This window comes from Actinomyces graevenitzii C83, from assembly GCF_000239695.1.
Taxonomy (GTDB): domain Bacteria; phylum Actinomycetota; class Actinomycetes; order Actinomycetales; family Actinomycetaceae; genus Actinomyces; species Actinomyces graevenitzii.
The window spans coordinates 1-15,198 of sequence record NZ_JH470340.1 but is presented as its reverse complement, the minus strand read 5'-3'; the positions used below and the strand labels follow the sequence as shown (position 1 = coordinate 15,198).

11 protein-coding genes and 2 rRNA genes are annotated in these 15,198 nt (G+C 60.0%); 4 read left to right on the top strand and 9 right to left on the bottom strand.

The window, feature by feature from the left end; translation table 11 throughout:
• Position 1 precedes the first annotated feature (1 nt).
• Positions 2 to 301, top strand: a complete 300-nt coding sequence (locus HMPREF0045_RS08955; protein ID WP_005987658.1) for a hypothetical protein — start codon at positions 2 to 4, stop codon at positions 299 to 301.
• Positions 302 to 413: 112 nt separating this feature from the next.
• Here HMPREF0045_RS08955 and HMPREF0045_RS08950 read toward each other — a convergent pair whose 3' ends face one another.
• The 3 genes from HMPREF0045_RS08950 to HMPREF0045_RS10600 all read right to left on the bottom strand — a co-directional run bounded on the left by HMPREF0045_RS08950 (position 414) and on the right by HMPREF0045_RS10600 (position 3,562).
• Entirely contained in the window at positions 414 to 1,343 is a 930-nt protein-coding gene (locus HMPREF0045_RS08950) for a TatD family hydrolase (RefSeq protein ID WP_005987656.1), read from the bottom strand.
• Between the two features lie 171 nt (positions 1,344 to 1,514).
• Positions 1,515 to 3,356 carry a methionine--tRNA ligase gene (metG, locus tag HMPREF0045_RS08945; protein ID WP_005987655.1) on the bottom strand — a complete coding sequence of 614 codons (1,842 nt, stop codon included), beginning with the start codon at positions 3,354 to 3,356 and terminating at the stop codon, positions 1,515 to 1,517.
• 5 nt (positions 3,357 to 3,361) lie between these two features.
• Positions 3,362 to 3,562 (bottom strand): hypothetical protein, encoded by a 201-nt coding sequence (locus HMPREF0045_RS10600; RefSeq protein ID WP_155813189.1) that lies wholly within the window; start codon positions 3,560 to 3,562, stop codon positions 3,362 to 3,364.
• Positions 3,563 to 3,616: 54 nt separating this feature from the next.
• Here HMPREF0045_RS10600 and HMPREF0045_RS08940 point away from each other — a divergent pair, with 54 nt between their 5' ends.
• The 3 genes from HMPREF0045_RS08940 to HMPREF0045_RS08930 all read left to right on the top strand — a co-directional run bounded on the left by HMPREF0045_RS08940 (position 3,617) and on the right by HMPREF0045_RS08930 (position 7,875).
• Complete coding sequence (locus HMPREF0045_RS08940; protein ID WP_005987653.1) at positions 3,617 to 4,369, top strand: hypothetical protein; 753 nt, start codon at positions 3,617 to 3,619, stop codon at positions 4,367 to 4,369.
• A gap of 95 nt (positions 4,370 to 4,464) precedes the next feature.
• The gene (locus HMPREF0045_RS08935; protein ID WP_005987651.1) at positions 4,465 to 5,304 is read left to right on the top strand and encodes a hypothetical protein; all 840 of its coding nucleotides are present in this window, start codon (positions 4,465 to 4,467) and stop codon (positions 5,302 to 5,304) included.
• 138 nt (positions 5,305 to 5,442) lie between these two features.
• Complete coding sequence (locus tag HMPREF0045_RS08930; protein ID WP_005987649.1) at positions 5,443 to 7,875, top strand: mediator complex subunit 15 domain-containing protein; 2,433 nt, start codon at positions 5,443 to 5,445, stop codon at positions 7,873 to 7,875.
• A 184-nt stretch (positions 7,876 to 8,059) separates the two neighbouring features.
• Here HMPREF0045_RS08930 and HMPREF0045_RS08925 read toward each other — a convergent pair whose 3' ends face one another.
• The 6 genes from HMPREF0045_RS08925 to HMPREF0045_RS08900 all read right to left on the bottom strand — a co-directional run.
• A complete protein-coding gene (locus tag HMPREF0045_RS08925) occupies positions 8,060 to 8,626 on the bottom strand; it encodes an isochorismatase family protein (protein ID WP_005987647.1) in 567 nt (188 codons plus the stop codon).
• Positions 8,627 to 8,830: 204 nt separating this feature from the next.
• On the bottom strand, positions 8,831 to 9,895 hold the full coding sequence (rsmI, locus tag HMPREF0045_RS08920; RefSeq protein WP_005987645.1) for a 16S rRNA (cytidine(1402)-2'-O)-methyltransferase: 1,065 nt from the start codon (positions 9,893 to 9,895) through the stop codon (positions 8,831 to 8,833).
• A 105-nt stretch (positions 9,896 to 10,000) separates the two neighbouring features.
• Positions 10,001 to 12,124 carry a phospholipid carrier-dependent glycosyltransferase gene (locus HMPREF0045_RS08915; protein WP_005987643.1) on the bottom strand — a complete coding sequence of 708 codons (2,124 nt, stop codon included), beginning with the start codon at positions 12,122 to 12,124 and terminating at the stop codon, positions 10,001 to 10,003.
• Positions 12,125 to 12,392: 268 nt separating this feature from the next.
• Positions 12,393 to 14,489 carry a DUF2207 family protein gene (locus HMPREF0045_RS08910; protein WP_005987641.1) on the bottom strand — a complete coding sequence of 699 codons (2,097 nt, stop codon included), beginning with the start codon at positions 14,487 to 14,489 and terminating at the stop codon, positions 12,393 to 12,395.
• A gap of 163 nt (positions 14,490 to 14,652) precedes the next feature.
• A 5S ribosomal RNA gene (gene rrf, locus HMPREF0045_RS08905) occupies positions 14,653 to 14,770 on the bottom strand.
• A gap of 180 nt (positions 14,771 to 14,950) precedes the next feature.
• Positions 14,951 to 15,198 (bottom strand): 23S ribosomal RNA (locus tag HMPREF0045_RS08900); the annotation flags it as partial.

Here is a 15,198-nt window from a genome sequence, read left to right as displayed (position 1 = left end):
AATGGCTAGCAAACTCCCGTTCCTGATTGGCCTGACCGGCGGCTACGTGCTGGGCACCCGCGCCGGGCGCGCCCAGTACGAAAAGATTAAGGCCGCTGCCGGGCGTGTGGTGGAGTCTCCCGCCGTGCGCACCCGCGTGGATTCAACTAAGGCTAAGGTTTCCGACGCCGTCAAGCGCCAGGGTGAAAAGGTCACCGACAAGGTGGTTGAGTCTGTTAAGGAGCGCCTATTTGGTGGGCCTGCGCAGTCCAACTCCACTCCCGTGGCCGTGCCCGAAGCCCAGGTGCGCCCGCTCAACTGAGCGTCCAACAGACACCCTGACAGCGTCTAAGCTTTCTTAGCTGCCCAGGTCTAATACTCCTCTAATACTCCCGTGCGCCGGGCCTGTTCATTCAGGCCCGGCGAGCACTTATTTAAAAGCCGTACACTTCACGGCTGTTGCGGTTAACCAGCTGACACATTTGCTCCAGGCTCAGCTGGCGCAGCTGCGCCAAGGCGGTTAACGTCACCGGCAACAGGTAAGAGCCATTAGGCATACCCCGGTAAGGGGTAGGCGGCAGGTAGGGGGCATCGGTTTCTATCAGCAGCAACTGCTGTGGCATCGCCGCAATTGCAGCGCGCAGCTCCCGGTTAGATTTGTAAGTCACCGGCCCCGACACTGAGGCATACCAGCCATGCTCAGCACACACCTGAGCCATAGCCTCATCCCCACTAAAGCAGTGGAAAACCGTACGCTCAGGGGCGCCGTCGGCAAGCAAAACCTCAATGCACTCACGGTGAGCCTGGCGGTCATGGATCTGCAACGGCAAACCCAGCTCCTTAGCCAGAGCGATATGGGCGCGGAAAGACTCCCGCTGCGCCACGCTCCCACGCGGGCCGGTACGGAACAAATCCATGCCGGTCTCCCCCACCGCCACCACAGTTTCGGGATTTTCGCGGCAGGTCTGCTCCACCTGGGCCAAGGCGGCGTCGAGATCATATGCGCCATGGTGGGCTTCAAAACGCGGCTGCAAACCATCAGGGCCCACCTCGCTGACGCCCGCATGCAGCACCGCCTCATTCGGGTGAATCGCCAGCGCCACCTTCACCCCCGGCAGCTGTCGGGCCAGCTCCAACGACGGCGCAAAAGCGGGCAGCTCACAGGCGCTAGTGATCATGCGGTCCACCCCCACCGCCTGGGCCCGCTCTACCAGCTGCGCGGCGCTAAGCGGGCCGGAAGCAGCCGCCGCCCCCGGGCCCTCAGTGGGCGAAATCGGCAAGTGGGTGTGGTTATCCATGACCGCCTGCGGCAGGCGGGCAATATTTTCCAGCGCCGGCCAATCGCTCGGCTTACGTTTAGACACTTTGTTCTCCCTGATAGATAAGGGTGGCCCCGGTTTAATAGATGAGGGTGACCCCGGTTAAGGGCGCAGAGCCCGGTTAAGGGCGCAAGTTACATGCACGTGTTACATGCGCGTGCCCTCGGCGCTACCAGTTGCGGCTAGCACCGAGGGCACAGTTAGTTTCTAAACAGCTCAGGCGCCGGTGACATCGTCGGGCACCTGCCCGGCGTAACGGGCCAACTCCTGCTCAATGATGGCTTCATCCAGCTTCACAAACACCGGGGTGGGCTTGCCTACGGGCGTGCCCGGGGTGACTGCGTGACGCTCCCAGGTGGGGGCGGTGGTGTAGTCACCGGTGATGATCGGGTAGGACTTGCGGCCAGCGAAGTCTGCCGGCAGCACCTGCGGGTCCAGCTCGGTTACTTCCTCAATCACCGGCATGGGGGCGATCTGGCCGTCCCCACCCATTACGCGGTCGACGTCGTTAGCGGCGTGCGGCAGGAAGGGGCTGAGCATCAGGTTCAAGTCGGCTACCACCTGGGCCAACACGAACAAGATGGTGCGTAGGCGCTCCTGCTGGTCTTCGCTCTTGAGCTTGAAAGGCTCGGTTTCGGCAATGTAGCGGTTGGCTTCACCCACCAGGCGCATAGCTTCGCTCAGGGCGGCCTTTTGGCGGTGGTGCATGATCAGGTCACCCACGGTCTTGAAGCCCCGCTCCACCTCAGCTAGCAGCGAGCGGTCTTCAAAAGTGAACTCGCCCGGCTCGGGGATCTGCCCGAAACGCTTGTGGATCATGGAGGCGGTGCGGTTGACCAGGTTACCCCAGGCGGCCACCAGCTCAGAGTTGGTGCGGCGCACGAACTCAGCCCAGGTGAAGTCAGCGTCAGCGGTTTCCGGGCCGGCAATAGAGATGAAGTAACGCAGCGCGTCAGCCTGGTAGCGGCTGAGCACGTCACGCACATAGATCACGATGCCGTGCGAGGAGGAGAACTTCTTGCCCTCCATGGTTAGGAACTCGCTGGAAACCACCTCGGTGGGCAGGTTTAGCTGACCGAAGGGGTTGTGGTCGCCGCCGCGTGAGCCCTTACCGTTTTGGGCCAGCATTTCAGCAGGCCAAATCTGGGAGTGGAAAACAATATTGTCTTTACCCATGAAGTAGTAGGTCAGGGCGTCGGGGTTGTTCCACCACTGGCGCCAGGCCTCGGGGTCGCCGCTGCGGCGCGCCCACTCAATGGAGGCAGACAGGTAGCCGATTACGGCGTCAAACCACACATACAGGCGCTTGCCAGGCTGGTCATCCCAGCCGGGGATCGGGATACCCCAGTCAATGTCGCGGCTCATGGCACGCGGACGGATTTCCTTGAGGATGTTCTGGGAGAACTTAATAACGTTGGGGCGCCATGTGCCCGAGGCTTCACGCTCATCTAGCCACTCGCCTAGGGCGTCGGCTAGCGCCGGCAGGTCCAGGAACCAGTGGTTGGATTCGATGAACTTGGGGGTTTCGCCGTTGATGCGGCTGCGGGGGTTAATCAGGTCAGTGGGGTCGAGCTGGTTACCGCAGTTGTCACACTGGTCGCCACGGGCGCCGTCGGCTCCACAGATAGGACAGGTGCCTTCAATGTAACGGTCGGGCAGGGTGCGGCCGGTGGAGGGTGAGATGGCTGAGCGGGTGGTGCGCTCAATCATGTAACCGTTGTCGCGCACGGCCTCGAACATTTCACGCACAACCCGGTAGTGGTTACCGGTGGTGGTGCGGGTAAATAGGTCATAGGACAGACCCAGGGCAACCAGGTCCTCAACAATGAGGCGATTGTTTTCGTCTGCTAGTTCGCGGGCGCTAACTCCAGCTTCGTCGGCGGCCACCAGGATGGGGGTGCCGTGCTCGTCAGTGCCGGAGACCATGAGCACGTCATAGCCAGCCATTCGCATGTAGCGGGAGAAAACGTCTGAGGGGACACCGAAACCGGCTACGTGGCCAATGTGGCGTGGCCCGTTCGCATAGGGCCAGGCAACAGCTGAAAGAATGTGCGTCATGGCCCCTAGTTTACTGGCTTTGGCCTGATTTGCCCGAACCGATATTTTGCTTGCGCCGCCTGGTAAGCACTGGCCTTGCCGGCGACGGCGCCCCGCATGGTGCCCTGGCGGCGACGGCGCCCAGCGGCTTTGCGTTTTGCTTGCGCCGCGTTCTTGTCTGCCCCGCTGTTTTGGCGACGGCGCCCAGCGGCTTTAAATGTGCACATGGGCTCAGGGTTTGGGTTAGACTCTGCCCAAGCACACAGTTTTAAGGATTCACTATGGCCAGTGACGAAAAAATTGATGCAAGCGCGAGCAACGCAGCTAGCAAGGCACCTAGAAGTGTGCCGGATAATATCGACGAACTATGGGATGCCCTAATGGACACAATCCCCGAGATTGAGCCAGAAGTAAATGAGCCAAAAACACTTTGGCGACGCATCTCAGATTGTTTCTGGTACTGCGACAGCTCAGTATTCATGATTATTTTCGGGTTATTCCCACTCATGTTGGGCACAGTAATAGCTGAACCGTACTTTGGTAGAACAGACATTCCTGCGTCCACTACTTTCGAGGGGAGCATAACTAAGAGTATCTATCTTGAGGCCAACAAAACCTATACCCTATATACTGGGAGTAAATACGATCACCCACATTGCTCTATCGTAGACTCAAAAGGAAATAATTTACCCGCAGAAACCTGGGAACCTAGCGAACATTATTCATTCATAGAATTTTATAATGACTTTGGACAAGTGCGCCCCACAAAGTCTGACACCTACAAGTTTTTCTGCACAGACCAACACGAATCAAAATATCAGTCATTTATTATAGCTGAAACTACCGCATTTCCTAAAGTCCACGATATGTCGTCAGAAATATGCTATAACCGGATCATAGTTTTTTATGCTTCAACCATTGCATTACCTGGACTACTGCTAATATCTGCGGGCACCATAAATCTTATTTTCAGGGGCCTTCGTAACGCAGCCCGTTCACGCGCACACAAGCGATCACTGCAAGGCACTGTTTAAGTTAGTTGTCAAGGGTACTAACCCCCTACCAGGCAGCTCTAGGCACACTGATTATTCCGCTAGGGTTGCATCAGCAACCGATTTAAGGATTAGTCATGCCCGCTAGCCAGCCTCAAGCTGCCGCCAACCTAGCTGCAGCAGACAGCGACCCATTCGCTCGCATCTATGCCAGCCCCAACGCTAAAAACATTCACGCCCCAGCCAGCTTCGGGCCAGCATATCTGCAACCCCAGAAAGAGCTACAAACCCCAGAAAAAGCTACGCCCCCACCCCGTCCATTATGGGCTGAAATAATTATCATATTTTTAAATCTAATAATGATCGCAAATTTCACTATCACCCTGACTTTACTTCTGCCAACTATAATCGCACCAAACCTAAACACTTTCTCTGCAGACAACCCCAAAAGCGTCTACCTAGATAACAACAAAGAATACTATTTCTACATTAAAACCAACATTCAGACTATAGCCGACAAGACCAGCTGTGTAATCTCAGGCCCCGGAGACTACCAGGCCTCTATCATGGAACAGCCAGTAGACAGCGAGCTTAACATTGATGGTTACTACAAACTTGGCAGAATCTCTGCAGGTAAGACCGGTACTTACAGTTTTTCTTGCGTTAACCCTAATTTAAGCGGTTCACACTCTTTTGCTGTAGCGGACACTACAGACAACTATTACGCTAAGACTCAAATAGAACTATTTCTTGGCTATTTAATGGTGACCATCAGCGCAGCCATAATTTTATTAGAGACAGCTTTCACAGTTGTGACTGTTCGTAACATTTGGCGCGTCTCTAAAGAGCGAGCCTCTAAAGAGCGTCGCCAGCTACAGGCCGAGTTTCCCACGCCTCTGCCCGCATACATGCCCGCGTCAGCATCAGCAGGCCCCACAGCCACCGCCTCACCCGAGTATCGGCCTACGCAACTTTGACGTGCCACGCCAGCTGCGCCGTCGTCGCCCCGCAGATAACGCAACCAGCATGGACGCCGTCGTCACCAGCCACGTAAAACGCTAAGCCTGGCAGCTATTCAGCTAGGCTTAGAACAGCAACCGATTTAAGGATTTAACATGCCGGACAACCAGTTCAATCCAGGACCGTACGGCTCCGCCAGCACCAGTTACAGCTCCGCTAGCGGCCCGAACCCGCAAAGCGCCCCCAGCGCGGCCACAACCTGGGCACCCCCGGGGCAAAACGCCGGAATTTTGCCACCCACGGACCAGAAAAGCCTTATCAGCAAGCCGGGCCTGGGGCTTTCAGTATTCTGGCTGGTTCTCGGGCTAATCACTTTGGCGGTGGGCGCGGGCCTGGCCTCACTGAACCTTACCGACGCCACGCTGCCGTCTTTGTCATCTTTTTCTCCGGGCACATCCAAGAGCGCCCAGCTTGAGGCCAACCGGACTTACGCTTTCTATGCTGCCTCAACGAAGTTGGATTCCGCTCGCAAAACCTCCTGCGTGGTGTCTGGCCCCGATGGCTATAGCCCCACGGTAACCAACGCAAACTCCAGCGAAGAGCTTCAGCTGAACAGGAGCTACTACAAGGTGGCGACTTTCAGCCCCAATAAGTCGGGCAGCTACTCTTTTGCTTGCTCTAACCCCAACCTTGACCGTGCCGATGTTTTTGCTATCGCCGACATCACCGACACCACCACGGTCACCTCTAGTAATGACTTGATTTACGCCCGCATCTTTGTGGGCGCTGGTGCTTTCCTTGGCTTGGTGGGCCTGGGGCTAGGCATTTTTGGGGTCATTGCGCTTATCCGCAAGCTTAAGGCCCGCCGCAACTTCACAGATGGCCTGCCCGCGCAGGATGGGGATAGCGCTTCGGCTAGCTCCAGGGCTTTTAACGGTTATGTGCCGACGACGCCGGGCCAGGCGCCTTTGGGCTTCCAGGCACAGGGGGTTGCGTCCCAGGGGCCGGACGCTGCTGCGGCGTCCCAGTGGGATGCTGCGGGCGCTGGCGCCGCAGGTACTGCTGCCGCCGCCGCACCTCAGTGGGGTGCACCCCAGGGGCAGTGGGCGGCCCAAGCACAGTCCTCCCAGACGCAGTCCTCCCCAGCCGCTCAAAGCCAGGCTTCTGCACAGAGTTCTAACTCCAGTGCGCAGGCCGCGAGCGCGCACTCTGCTCCGCAGGCGCCAAACCCTTACGTGACCGTGCAGCCTCAGACCAACCCTTACGTAACCGCGCAGGCTCAGCCTGGTCAGCCCATCGAGGTCTACGGTCAGCAGGCCACCCAGCCGCTAAACCCCTACCTCACCCAGCCACAGCCGCAGGCACAAGCACAGCCTGGTCAGCCCATCGAGGTCTACGGCCAGCAGGCCACCCAGCCGCTAAACCCCTACCTCACCCAACCGCAAGCACAGGCACAGGCTCCTCAAGTACCGCAAGGCTACGGCCAGGCACAGGCACAGGCTCCTCAAGTACCGCAAGGCTACGGCCAGGCACAGGCACAGGCACAGGCACAGACACAGACAAGTGTCGCACAAAGTGCCGCGCAGGCTGGCACCCCGGCTGGAACCCAGGTTGGTACTCCGGCCGGTGCTCAGGCTGGTTCTCCTGCTACCGCTCAGGGTAACGCCCAGGCTGGTTCTCCTGCTGGTGCGCAGGGCCAAAATGCTGCCGGCTACTGGCCGGTGCCTAACTTTGCTCCGTCCGACCAAGCCGCTCAGCCCGGCGCCGCTCAGCCCGGTCAACCCGGCCAGTTTGGCCAGTTTGGCCAGCCCGACCAATTTGGTCAGCCTGCCCAGGCGCCGCAGGGCTACGGACAAGTACCCCAGGGTTATGGCCAGCCGGTGCAAGGTTACGGCCAGATCCCCCAGGGTTACGGGCAGGCACAGTCGGCGCAGCAGCCGCAGAGCTACCCTCAGCCAGCACAGCAAGCGCAGGCTCCTCAAGTACCTCAAGGCTACGGCCAGGCACAGCCTGGCCAGAGTGCACAGCCTGGTCAGCCGGTTCACGGGTATGGACAGACAGTTCAGCCGGGTCAGCCCATTGAGGCTTACGGCCAGCAAGCCACCCAGCCGCTAACCCCCTACCTCACCCAACCGCAGGCACAGGCACAGCCGAGTGTCGCCCCAAGCGCCGCCCAGGCAGCGCAGGGTTACGGCCAGCCGGTGCAGGGATATGGTCAAGTACAGCAGGGTTATGGCCAGGTACCCCAGGGTTACGGCCAGCCCGCGCAGTCTGCACAGCCGGTGCAGCAGCCCGCTCAGGTGCCTGGGGTTAGCCAGTTGGAGCACCCGAACCAGCCGGGCAGGCCTACTCAGCCTTTGGAACCTACGAATGACACGCGGGTTATCGCTAGCCCAACTGACACCAACCAGGTGGTTTTCGAACCGGCCAACCCGGTTTCTAAGCCAGCTGCTTCTCAGCCAGCCGCCTCTCAGCAGGCTGGCGCAAATGAGGAGGTTGAGGAAACTGACCAGCGTCCTGTTGATGCCATGTACACGGATCCGACCCGAGTAATCAGCACCACCGAGGCCGCCAACCGCCACAACTAACCCTCACGCTCATACAGATACATACAAAATCGTCCGTTCCCTATTAAAAATCCATGGGGTTTTATAGGGAACGGACGATTTTTCAGTATTTGTGAGCAGTGGCCTGGGCTAGCAGCCTTACTCGGCCCTGTTCAGCCTCGCTTGGCCCGTAACTTGAGCCTTAACCTGCCCCTTAACCTGAGCCTTACTCGACCTCAGCCAGCTCCACGCCAGCCTCAACCAGCTTGGCCTTGGCGGCCTCGCCCAGCTCGGGGCTGACCGGCTCGGTCAGGTTGGTCAGCACTCGCACCTGGTAGCCCTTGGAAGCGGCGTCCAGCGCAGTGTCGCGTACGCAGTGCGATAGCGCCAGGCCCACAATGTCTAGGCTGTCCACCCCGGCGTCCTTAAGCAGCTGGTCCAAGCCCACACCGGCGTCGTCGACCCCCTCAAAACCAGAGTAGGCCGCCGCGTACTGGCCCTTCTTAACCGAGGCGTCCGCATTCAGGTCTGCCAGCGCCGGGTGCAGCTGCGCGTTGGCAGTGCCGGCCACGCCGTGCTTGGGCCAGGTGTCCACGAAGTCGGGCTGGTCGCTAAAGTGCGTGCCCGGGTCAATGTGCCAGTCCTGCGTGGTTACCACCAGCGCATATTCCTTGCGGTGTGCGGGCACGTAGGCGGCCACGCGCTCGGCGACGGCGTTGCCCCCCACGACGGGCAGCTCCCCGCCCTCGCAGAATGTGGGCTGCACATCTACCACGATTAGTGCTCGAGTCATTTTTTCTTCCCCTATTGGTTGCGGTTTTTCCCTTAGGTCTTTGGTGGCCGGGCTGGCCGGGTGCTTGGATTAGCAGGCATCTGGCCGGGCGCGGCGCCGGCAAGTGCTGGGCCCGGTGGCCAGTAGCTCAGCCGGGCTGTCCGGGCCGGCCGGCAAGCTGCGTCCTCGCCAGAAGCGTGGCGCCGCCCTCCCCAGCCAAAGTATTTAGTTTTCGCGGGCAGCCAGGGCCGCCTGGTACAGCTCATTCTTGCGCAGGCCGTGGGTTTGGGCCACCTGCGCGGCCGCCTGTTTGAGGCGTAGGCCCTGATCAGCCAGGGTCAGTACCTGGTCTACTACCTGTTCGACGCCGACGCTAGCCCCCGTGGAGCCGGCAACTACCAGCACAATTTCTCCCCGCGCCCCCTCGGCGGTGGCCGCCACCAGCTCGTCTAGACTGGCGCGCAGTACTTCTTCATGGGTTTTGGTCAGTTCCCGACACAGTGCCGCACGGCGCTGCCCACCGAAGGCTTTGGCCAGGTCAGTTAGGGTTTCGTGGACGCGGCGGGGGGATTCGAAGAAAATCAGGGTGTGGGCGTCGCTGGCCAGTGAGCTTAGTAGCCGGGCGCGCTCGCCGCTTTTGCGCGGTAGGAAGCCTTCAAAGCTGAAACGGTCGCTGGCCAGGCCCGATAGCGCCAGCGCGGTGAGTACTGCGGAAGGTCCGGGGGCCACGGTAACCGGCACATCGGCGTCGATAGCGGCGTTGACCAGGCGGAATCCCGGGTCAGAAACCGAGGGCATACCGGCGTCGGAAATCATCAGCACGCTGGAACCGCCGCGCGCGGCCTGCAGCAGCTGCCTGGAGCGTTCGCGCTCGTTGTGCTCATGGAAGGCCAACAGGCGGCCGCCAATTTTTACGCCTAGGCGCTGGGCCAGGTTCAGGGCGCGGCGGGTGTCTTCAGCGGCGACGACGTCGGCCAGGGCCAGGGCGGCCATCAGGCGCGGCGAAGCGTCGCCACGGTTGCCGATAGGGGTTGCGGCCAGGGTGATTGTGCCCCGAGCGGGGGCGTATTCGGCCAGGTCAAGGCTCTGCGCCGGGCCGGGTGCAGGCGTAGAGTCGGCAGGAAGCGCTTGCTCTGCCTCGCTGGCGTGGGCCGGTTGCTCCCCTTCGCCGGCAGGGGCCGACGACGCAGCCGCGTCCAGACACAGCAGCGCAGCCGCGTCCGGCGAGCCGGTGGCGGGAGCCTCCAACTCACTTGCAGCAGGGCTTGGCACTTCTTGATTGGGCGCCATATAACCTTCCCCTTTTAGATACAGGCAAAATCATCCTTCACCTATAAAAATATGCGTTTAAATCATAGGCGACGGACGATTTTGCCTGTATTTGTAGATGCCGGCTTAGATCCAGCTCCTAAACAGCATGTGCCAGAGCCAGAAGTCGTAGTCCACCACCTGTGCGGTCCATAGCGGCCACCACAGGAAGGCAAACACAACCGCCGCCAGCGCAATAATGCCGGTCAGTATCAGGCCCATGAACATCGAAGGATCATAGTCCTTGCCCAGCACCTGTCCCCAGCCAAGGTAGGCACCCAGTTCGTCTTTCAAGTCGCCCTGAGCGTTCGTCTCCTTGGTGGCGACGTCGTCGCTTGCGGACCCATCAGAGGCATCGGCCCCAGCGGCGTCGGCCTCCCCAGAACCAACCGTGACCACGCCGTCACCGTCGAGCAAGCCAATTCCCCAGCCCAGCGCCACAGTCAGCGCCAAAACCACGAACGGCACGAAAGCTACCGTGTAGAAAGTGAAAATAGTGCGGTCCCAGTACATGAACCAGGGCAGGTACAGGCCAATGTAACCAGCCAGCACCACCCAGCCGCGCCAGTCGCGCTTAAGCGCCACATAGGCAACCACCACAAACACCGCCACGAAAGCCGCCCACCAGATCGGGATGTTACCGATCGAGGTGATAGCCCGCACGCAGTTATGGGTGTCGCACTGGTAGGTGTTGGTGCCCAATGCCTTATCGGACTGCCACCAGTAGAAGGAGGTGGGCCGCATCTGCAGCAGCCAGCCGCTGGGCTTAGCCATGTAGCTGTGGGGGGTGGATAGGCCCACGTGGAATTCGTAGATAGCGCGGTGGTATTCGATAAAGTCCGCGATCGAATCGGGCAGCCAGGAGCCGCGCCCAGCTGCGCGCTCAGCCGCCGCCCAGCCGTGCTTGTAGGCGCTGGGGTTCATGAACCAGCCAAACCAGGTCAGCAGGTAGGTCACTCCCGCCACGGGCACAAGCCGCATAAAGTTACCCCAGCCGCGTGAAACCAGGGTCTCCAGCTTCCACACTTTGGCTTTAACAGCGCGCAGTGCGGTGCCGTCCCAGATCACGGTCATGATGCCGATAGTGGCCAGCAGATACAGACCCGACCATTTAACTGAGCAGGCACACCCCAGCAGCACGCCGGCGCTAATCATCCAGGGGCGCCATCCAGCCTTGGGCGCCAGGGCGCCTGCAGCGGTGCCTTCCAGTAGGCGGGCGATGCGTTCGCGTTGGCTTTGGCGGTCACGCACAATGCAGTAGACAGCGGCCAGGGCGAAGAAGCCAATAAACCCGTCCAGCAGGCCGATGCGCGACTCGGTGATGCCCACGCCGTCGATAGCCAGGAACAATCCCGCCAGCCCCACCAGCAGCGGTGAGGGGAACAGTCGCCACACCAGGCGGCACAGCAGGAACACGGTGGCAATACCCGCTAGGGCCACTGCCAGACGCCAACCCCAGCTGGAGGCCGGCCCGGTCAGCTCCATACCCGTGGCGATCAGCCATTTACCTAGCGGCGGGTGCACCACGAAGGATGCCTCGGGGCTGAGCGTGGAGAAATTACCGCGCACAAAACTGGCGTTGGCGTTTTGCGCCCAGGTGCCCTCATAGCCCAGGTGCCAGATCGAGTAGGCATCTTTGACGTAGTAGGTCTCGTCAAACATGATTTCGTGGGGGCTGCCCAGGTTCCACAGGCGCGTGAAGGCGGCGATCAGGGTGGTCACCACGGTGGCGATCCAGCCGTTGCGGGTCACTACTCGCGAAGGCAGGCGCGAGGGTAGGCCCAGCACGGCCCGTAGCTGCTCGCGGGTGCGCGGCTTGGGGCTTTCTAGTGCCGGTGCTGCCGTGCCTGCCGTAGCTGCGGTACCTGCCTGCGCTCCCGACGACGACGCCGAGCCTTGCGCTGTCCCGTCAGTTGCCGGGGCTGCGGCGCCTGCCGGGGACTGGCTACCTGCCTGCGACGACGCCAAGGCACCTGACGGAGCTGCCCCGCCCTGCTGAGCGGCGGCGTCGGGCTTAGCGCCAGGACCCGAGGACTTAGCGCCAGGACCCGAGGACTTAGCGCCAGAGCCTGAGGGCTTAGCAGCTGAATCCTGCCTACTCGGCTCTGACAAAGTAATTGGAAAACGCGTGCCACGCACGGGGGTGACGTCGTCTTCCGGGTCAGAATAGGCGTCAGCGTCCGGGCTTGGAGTAGTGGGCTGATCGTTCATTTGGCCAGTCTATTGCGTTTAGCGGCGTAATACCGACTCTCAGCTCACTTTCAGCAGCCACTATCACTTGATATTTTAGCTGTTAGCGTCGCTCGTCACACTTGCAGCACCGCCAGGCGTCCGAACCCACGAGGCCTCCCCGGCCCGCCCGGGGGCCGCCGCCCGCAGCCCGCCCAGGGGGACCCACGCGTCCCGCCCGGCCCGCCCAGGGGGACCCACGCGGCCCGCAGCACCGCCCTGGCCGGCGTCGTCGTTAGCACCTCCCGAACTAGCGCCCCCCGAAGCTGCCGCCGCCGTAGCTGCTGGAGCTGCTGAAACCGCCGGAGCTGGACGAGGAGGAGCTGTAGCTGACCGAGCTGCTGGTTTGCCACACCACCGCGCTGGTTACCGGCTGGAAGCCATAGTCTAGGTCGCGGGTCAAGTCCAGGTTGTATAGGCCCGGGCCGGAGTCGTCCCAGCTGTAAGCCACTTGCTGACTGGCCATCATTTGGGCGCCCAGCGGCACCAGGGCGTCTTGCACCTTGGCGGCCATACCGACGGCGGCCGCGTTAGCCAGGTCGCTGCGGTACTGCTGCGGGGTGGTGGGGGCGTACATGGCGCTGTTGGTTAGGTAGGCGCAGTAGGCCCGCATTTGTCCGCCAACTATCAGGCCGCGCTGGGTGTAGCAGGTGCTTACGTTGTAGGAGCGCATGAAGGCGGCAATGAAGCAGAAGCCGGGCACGGCCCACACCCAGGGGTTGTAGCGGGCCACGCTGTAGAGGCTGAAAGCAAATATGGTCATCCACAAAAGCATGCTGCAACCATTGGCTAGTCCCCCGCAGCTGGTACGCAAATTAGCTGAGCTATATTCTTTGTCGGCAGCTCTAGCGAATTTACGCATACCACTGCTTGTGGACTCATTGTTTTTAAGTACCGCGCGCATTTGCACTAAATCGAATTGGCTGGCTCGCAATTTATTCGAAATCATAAATAGCGCAGCCAGTAATGCCTGTTGGCTGGGGTAAAGCCTGCCGGGCTGTTTGCCGGTTAGCGCAATGGTCCACTGCCCGTGCTGTAGCGGCGGGCCGGAGCGGGCCGCCTGCGCCACCTGCTGTGCGTTTGCCACGCGAAGATCCAGGTAGCGGTATCTTTGGGCGTCTCCTGGACAGACGTTAACCAGTCCGGCGTTGGTCAGGGACAGCAGGGTGCTGGTTAACTGGCGGGTGCGCCGGTTCTTTTGTTTAGCTTTGCTGGGGAAGACATGGCTGGAAAATTCTGCGATTACTGCCGGCGACAGGTTAGGCATTTGGGTCACCAGCATGTTGGGCACAACAAACTGGGCTTGGGCGGCGCGGCGTGAGCTGAATGCGCCGTACAGCCCTACTGCGGCTATCAGCACACATACGCCAAAGCCGGCGGGAATTAGCCAGTCAAGCCACCAGGGGCGCTCTTGGGGTAGGCGGGCTTTTACGGCCTCGTCGATGGCTTGCTGACGCTGAGCTGGCGTGGCCGTGGGGGTGTAGCCGGAAATGGCGCTGGCATCCCACATGTAGGCCAGGGTTACGGATTTTCCGCCTTTAACAAAGTCGGCTTCGTAGTGGCGCCTGGAGCCGGCTTGGGGGTCACCGGGAATGGCGCCGTTGGTGGTGGGGGCGCCGCCTGGGGTGCCGGTAGCGACGCCGTCGTAGTGCAGCCACATCCAGGTGCGCTGGGCGGGGACTTGCTTGGGCATGGAGAAGTCGATGCTGAGGTGTTTAATGGGCACCATGTTTTTGTCGGAGATGGGACTCCACAGGACTTTGACGATGTCATTGGTCAGCTCCCCGCCGCCGATGAAGCTCATGGTGATGCGGTAGCGCAGGGCGGAGGCGGAGCTGGTGCGTTTAATATTCCAGCCGATCTCAACTTTGGTGGGGTAGTTGACGGCTTCCCCGTTGTAGTCGGTGGAGCTGTCGGCTATGCGCACATAGGTTTTGCCGGCGTACTGCTCGTCCCATTCTTTTGTGCTTGAGATGGTGGAGGGGTCTGTGAAGCTGCTTTTGGTCAGCTCCTGGTTGGTGTCTAGGTCCGTGACTGTTACGTCTTTTAGCTGCTGGCCTTGTTTTAGCTCGTAGAGCTGGAACATTTGCGAGTAGCTGCGGGTGTCTTTGATGCGGATGGTGACGTCTTCGGTGACGTTTAGGTTGCGCTCAGCGGTGGCGTAAGCGCTGTACTGTAAGTTTGTGTACAGGATGGGGGCGTTGTCGAATTTGGTTTTTTCGAGTTGTTTATAAAAATTGTTGCCCCAGGCGATGGCACTGACCACCGCGATCCCGAGTACTGCTGCCAGCGTCGCTTTAATTAGAGCTTTAAATAGCTCCCGGCTGATGCCTGCGCTTTGGTCCATGGCATAAGCGTATTAGGTAAGTGGGTTGCGGTATGGGCAAAAATGCCCAGGTGGTTTGTTCTTTGCCGACGACGACGCCGGGCCCAGGCTGGTAAAACAAAAGGGTGGTGGGGGCATCAACCCTGACCGATCAGGATCAACACCCCCACCACCATAAGGAAACGGTTGGCAGCGCCCTACTCTCCCACAACCCACCAGTTGCAGTACCATCAGCGCAGAAAGGCTTAACTTCCAGGTTCGGAAAGGATACTGGGTGTAACCCCCTCGCTAAAACCACCAACACAACCAAAACAAGCAACACCCCAAAAAAAGGGATAACCACTCACCAGTCAGTGAAACAATATATCCACTTAACAACCCAACCCACAAACCCATTAAGGATTCGAGGCCGTGTTGGTCGTGAACCGCACAGTGGACGCAAACACCATCAAACAAACACCAACCAAAGCTGATGCAACAAGTTATTGTTAGTAATCGGTCAATTAGTACTAGTAAGCTGGTCACCTTACAATGTCTACACTCCTAGCCTATCAACCCGGTAATCTACCGGGAACCTCCCCCCAAAAAACAGGGACGGAAACCTAATCTCGAAGCTAGTTTCCCGCTTAGATGCTTTCAGCGGTTACCCATCCCGAACGTAGCAAACCAGCCATACCCCTGGCAGGATAACTGGCACACCAGAGGTTCGTCCGTCCCGGTCCTCTCGTAC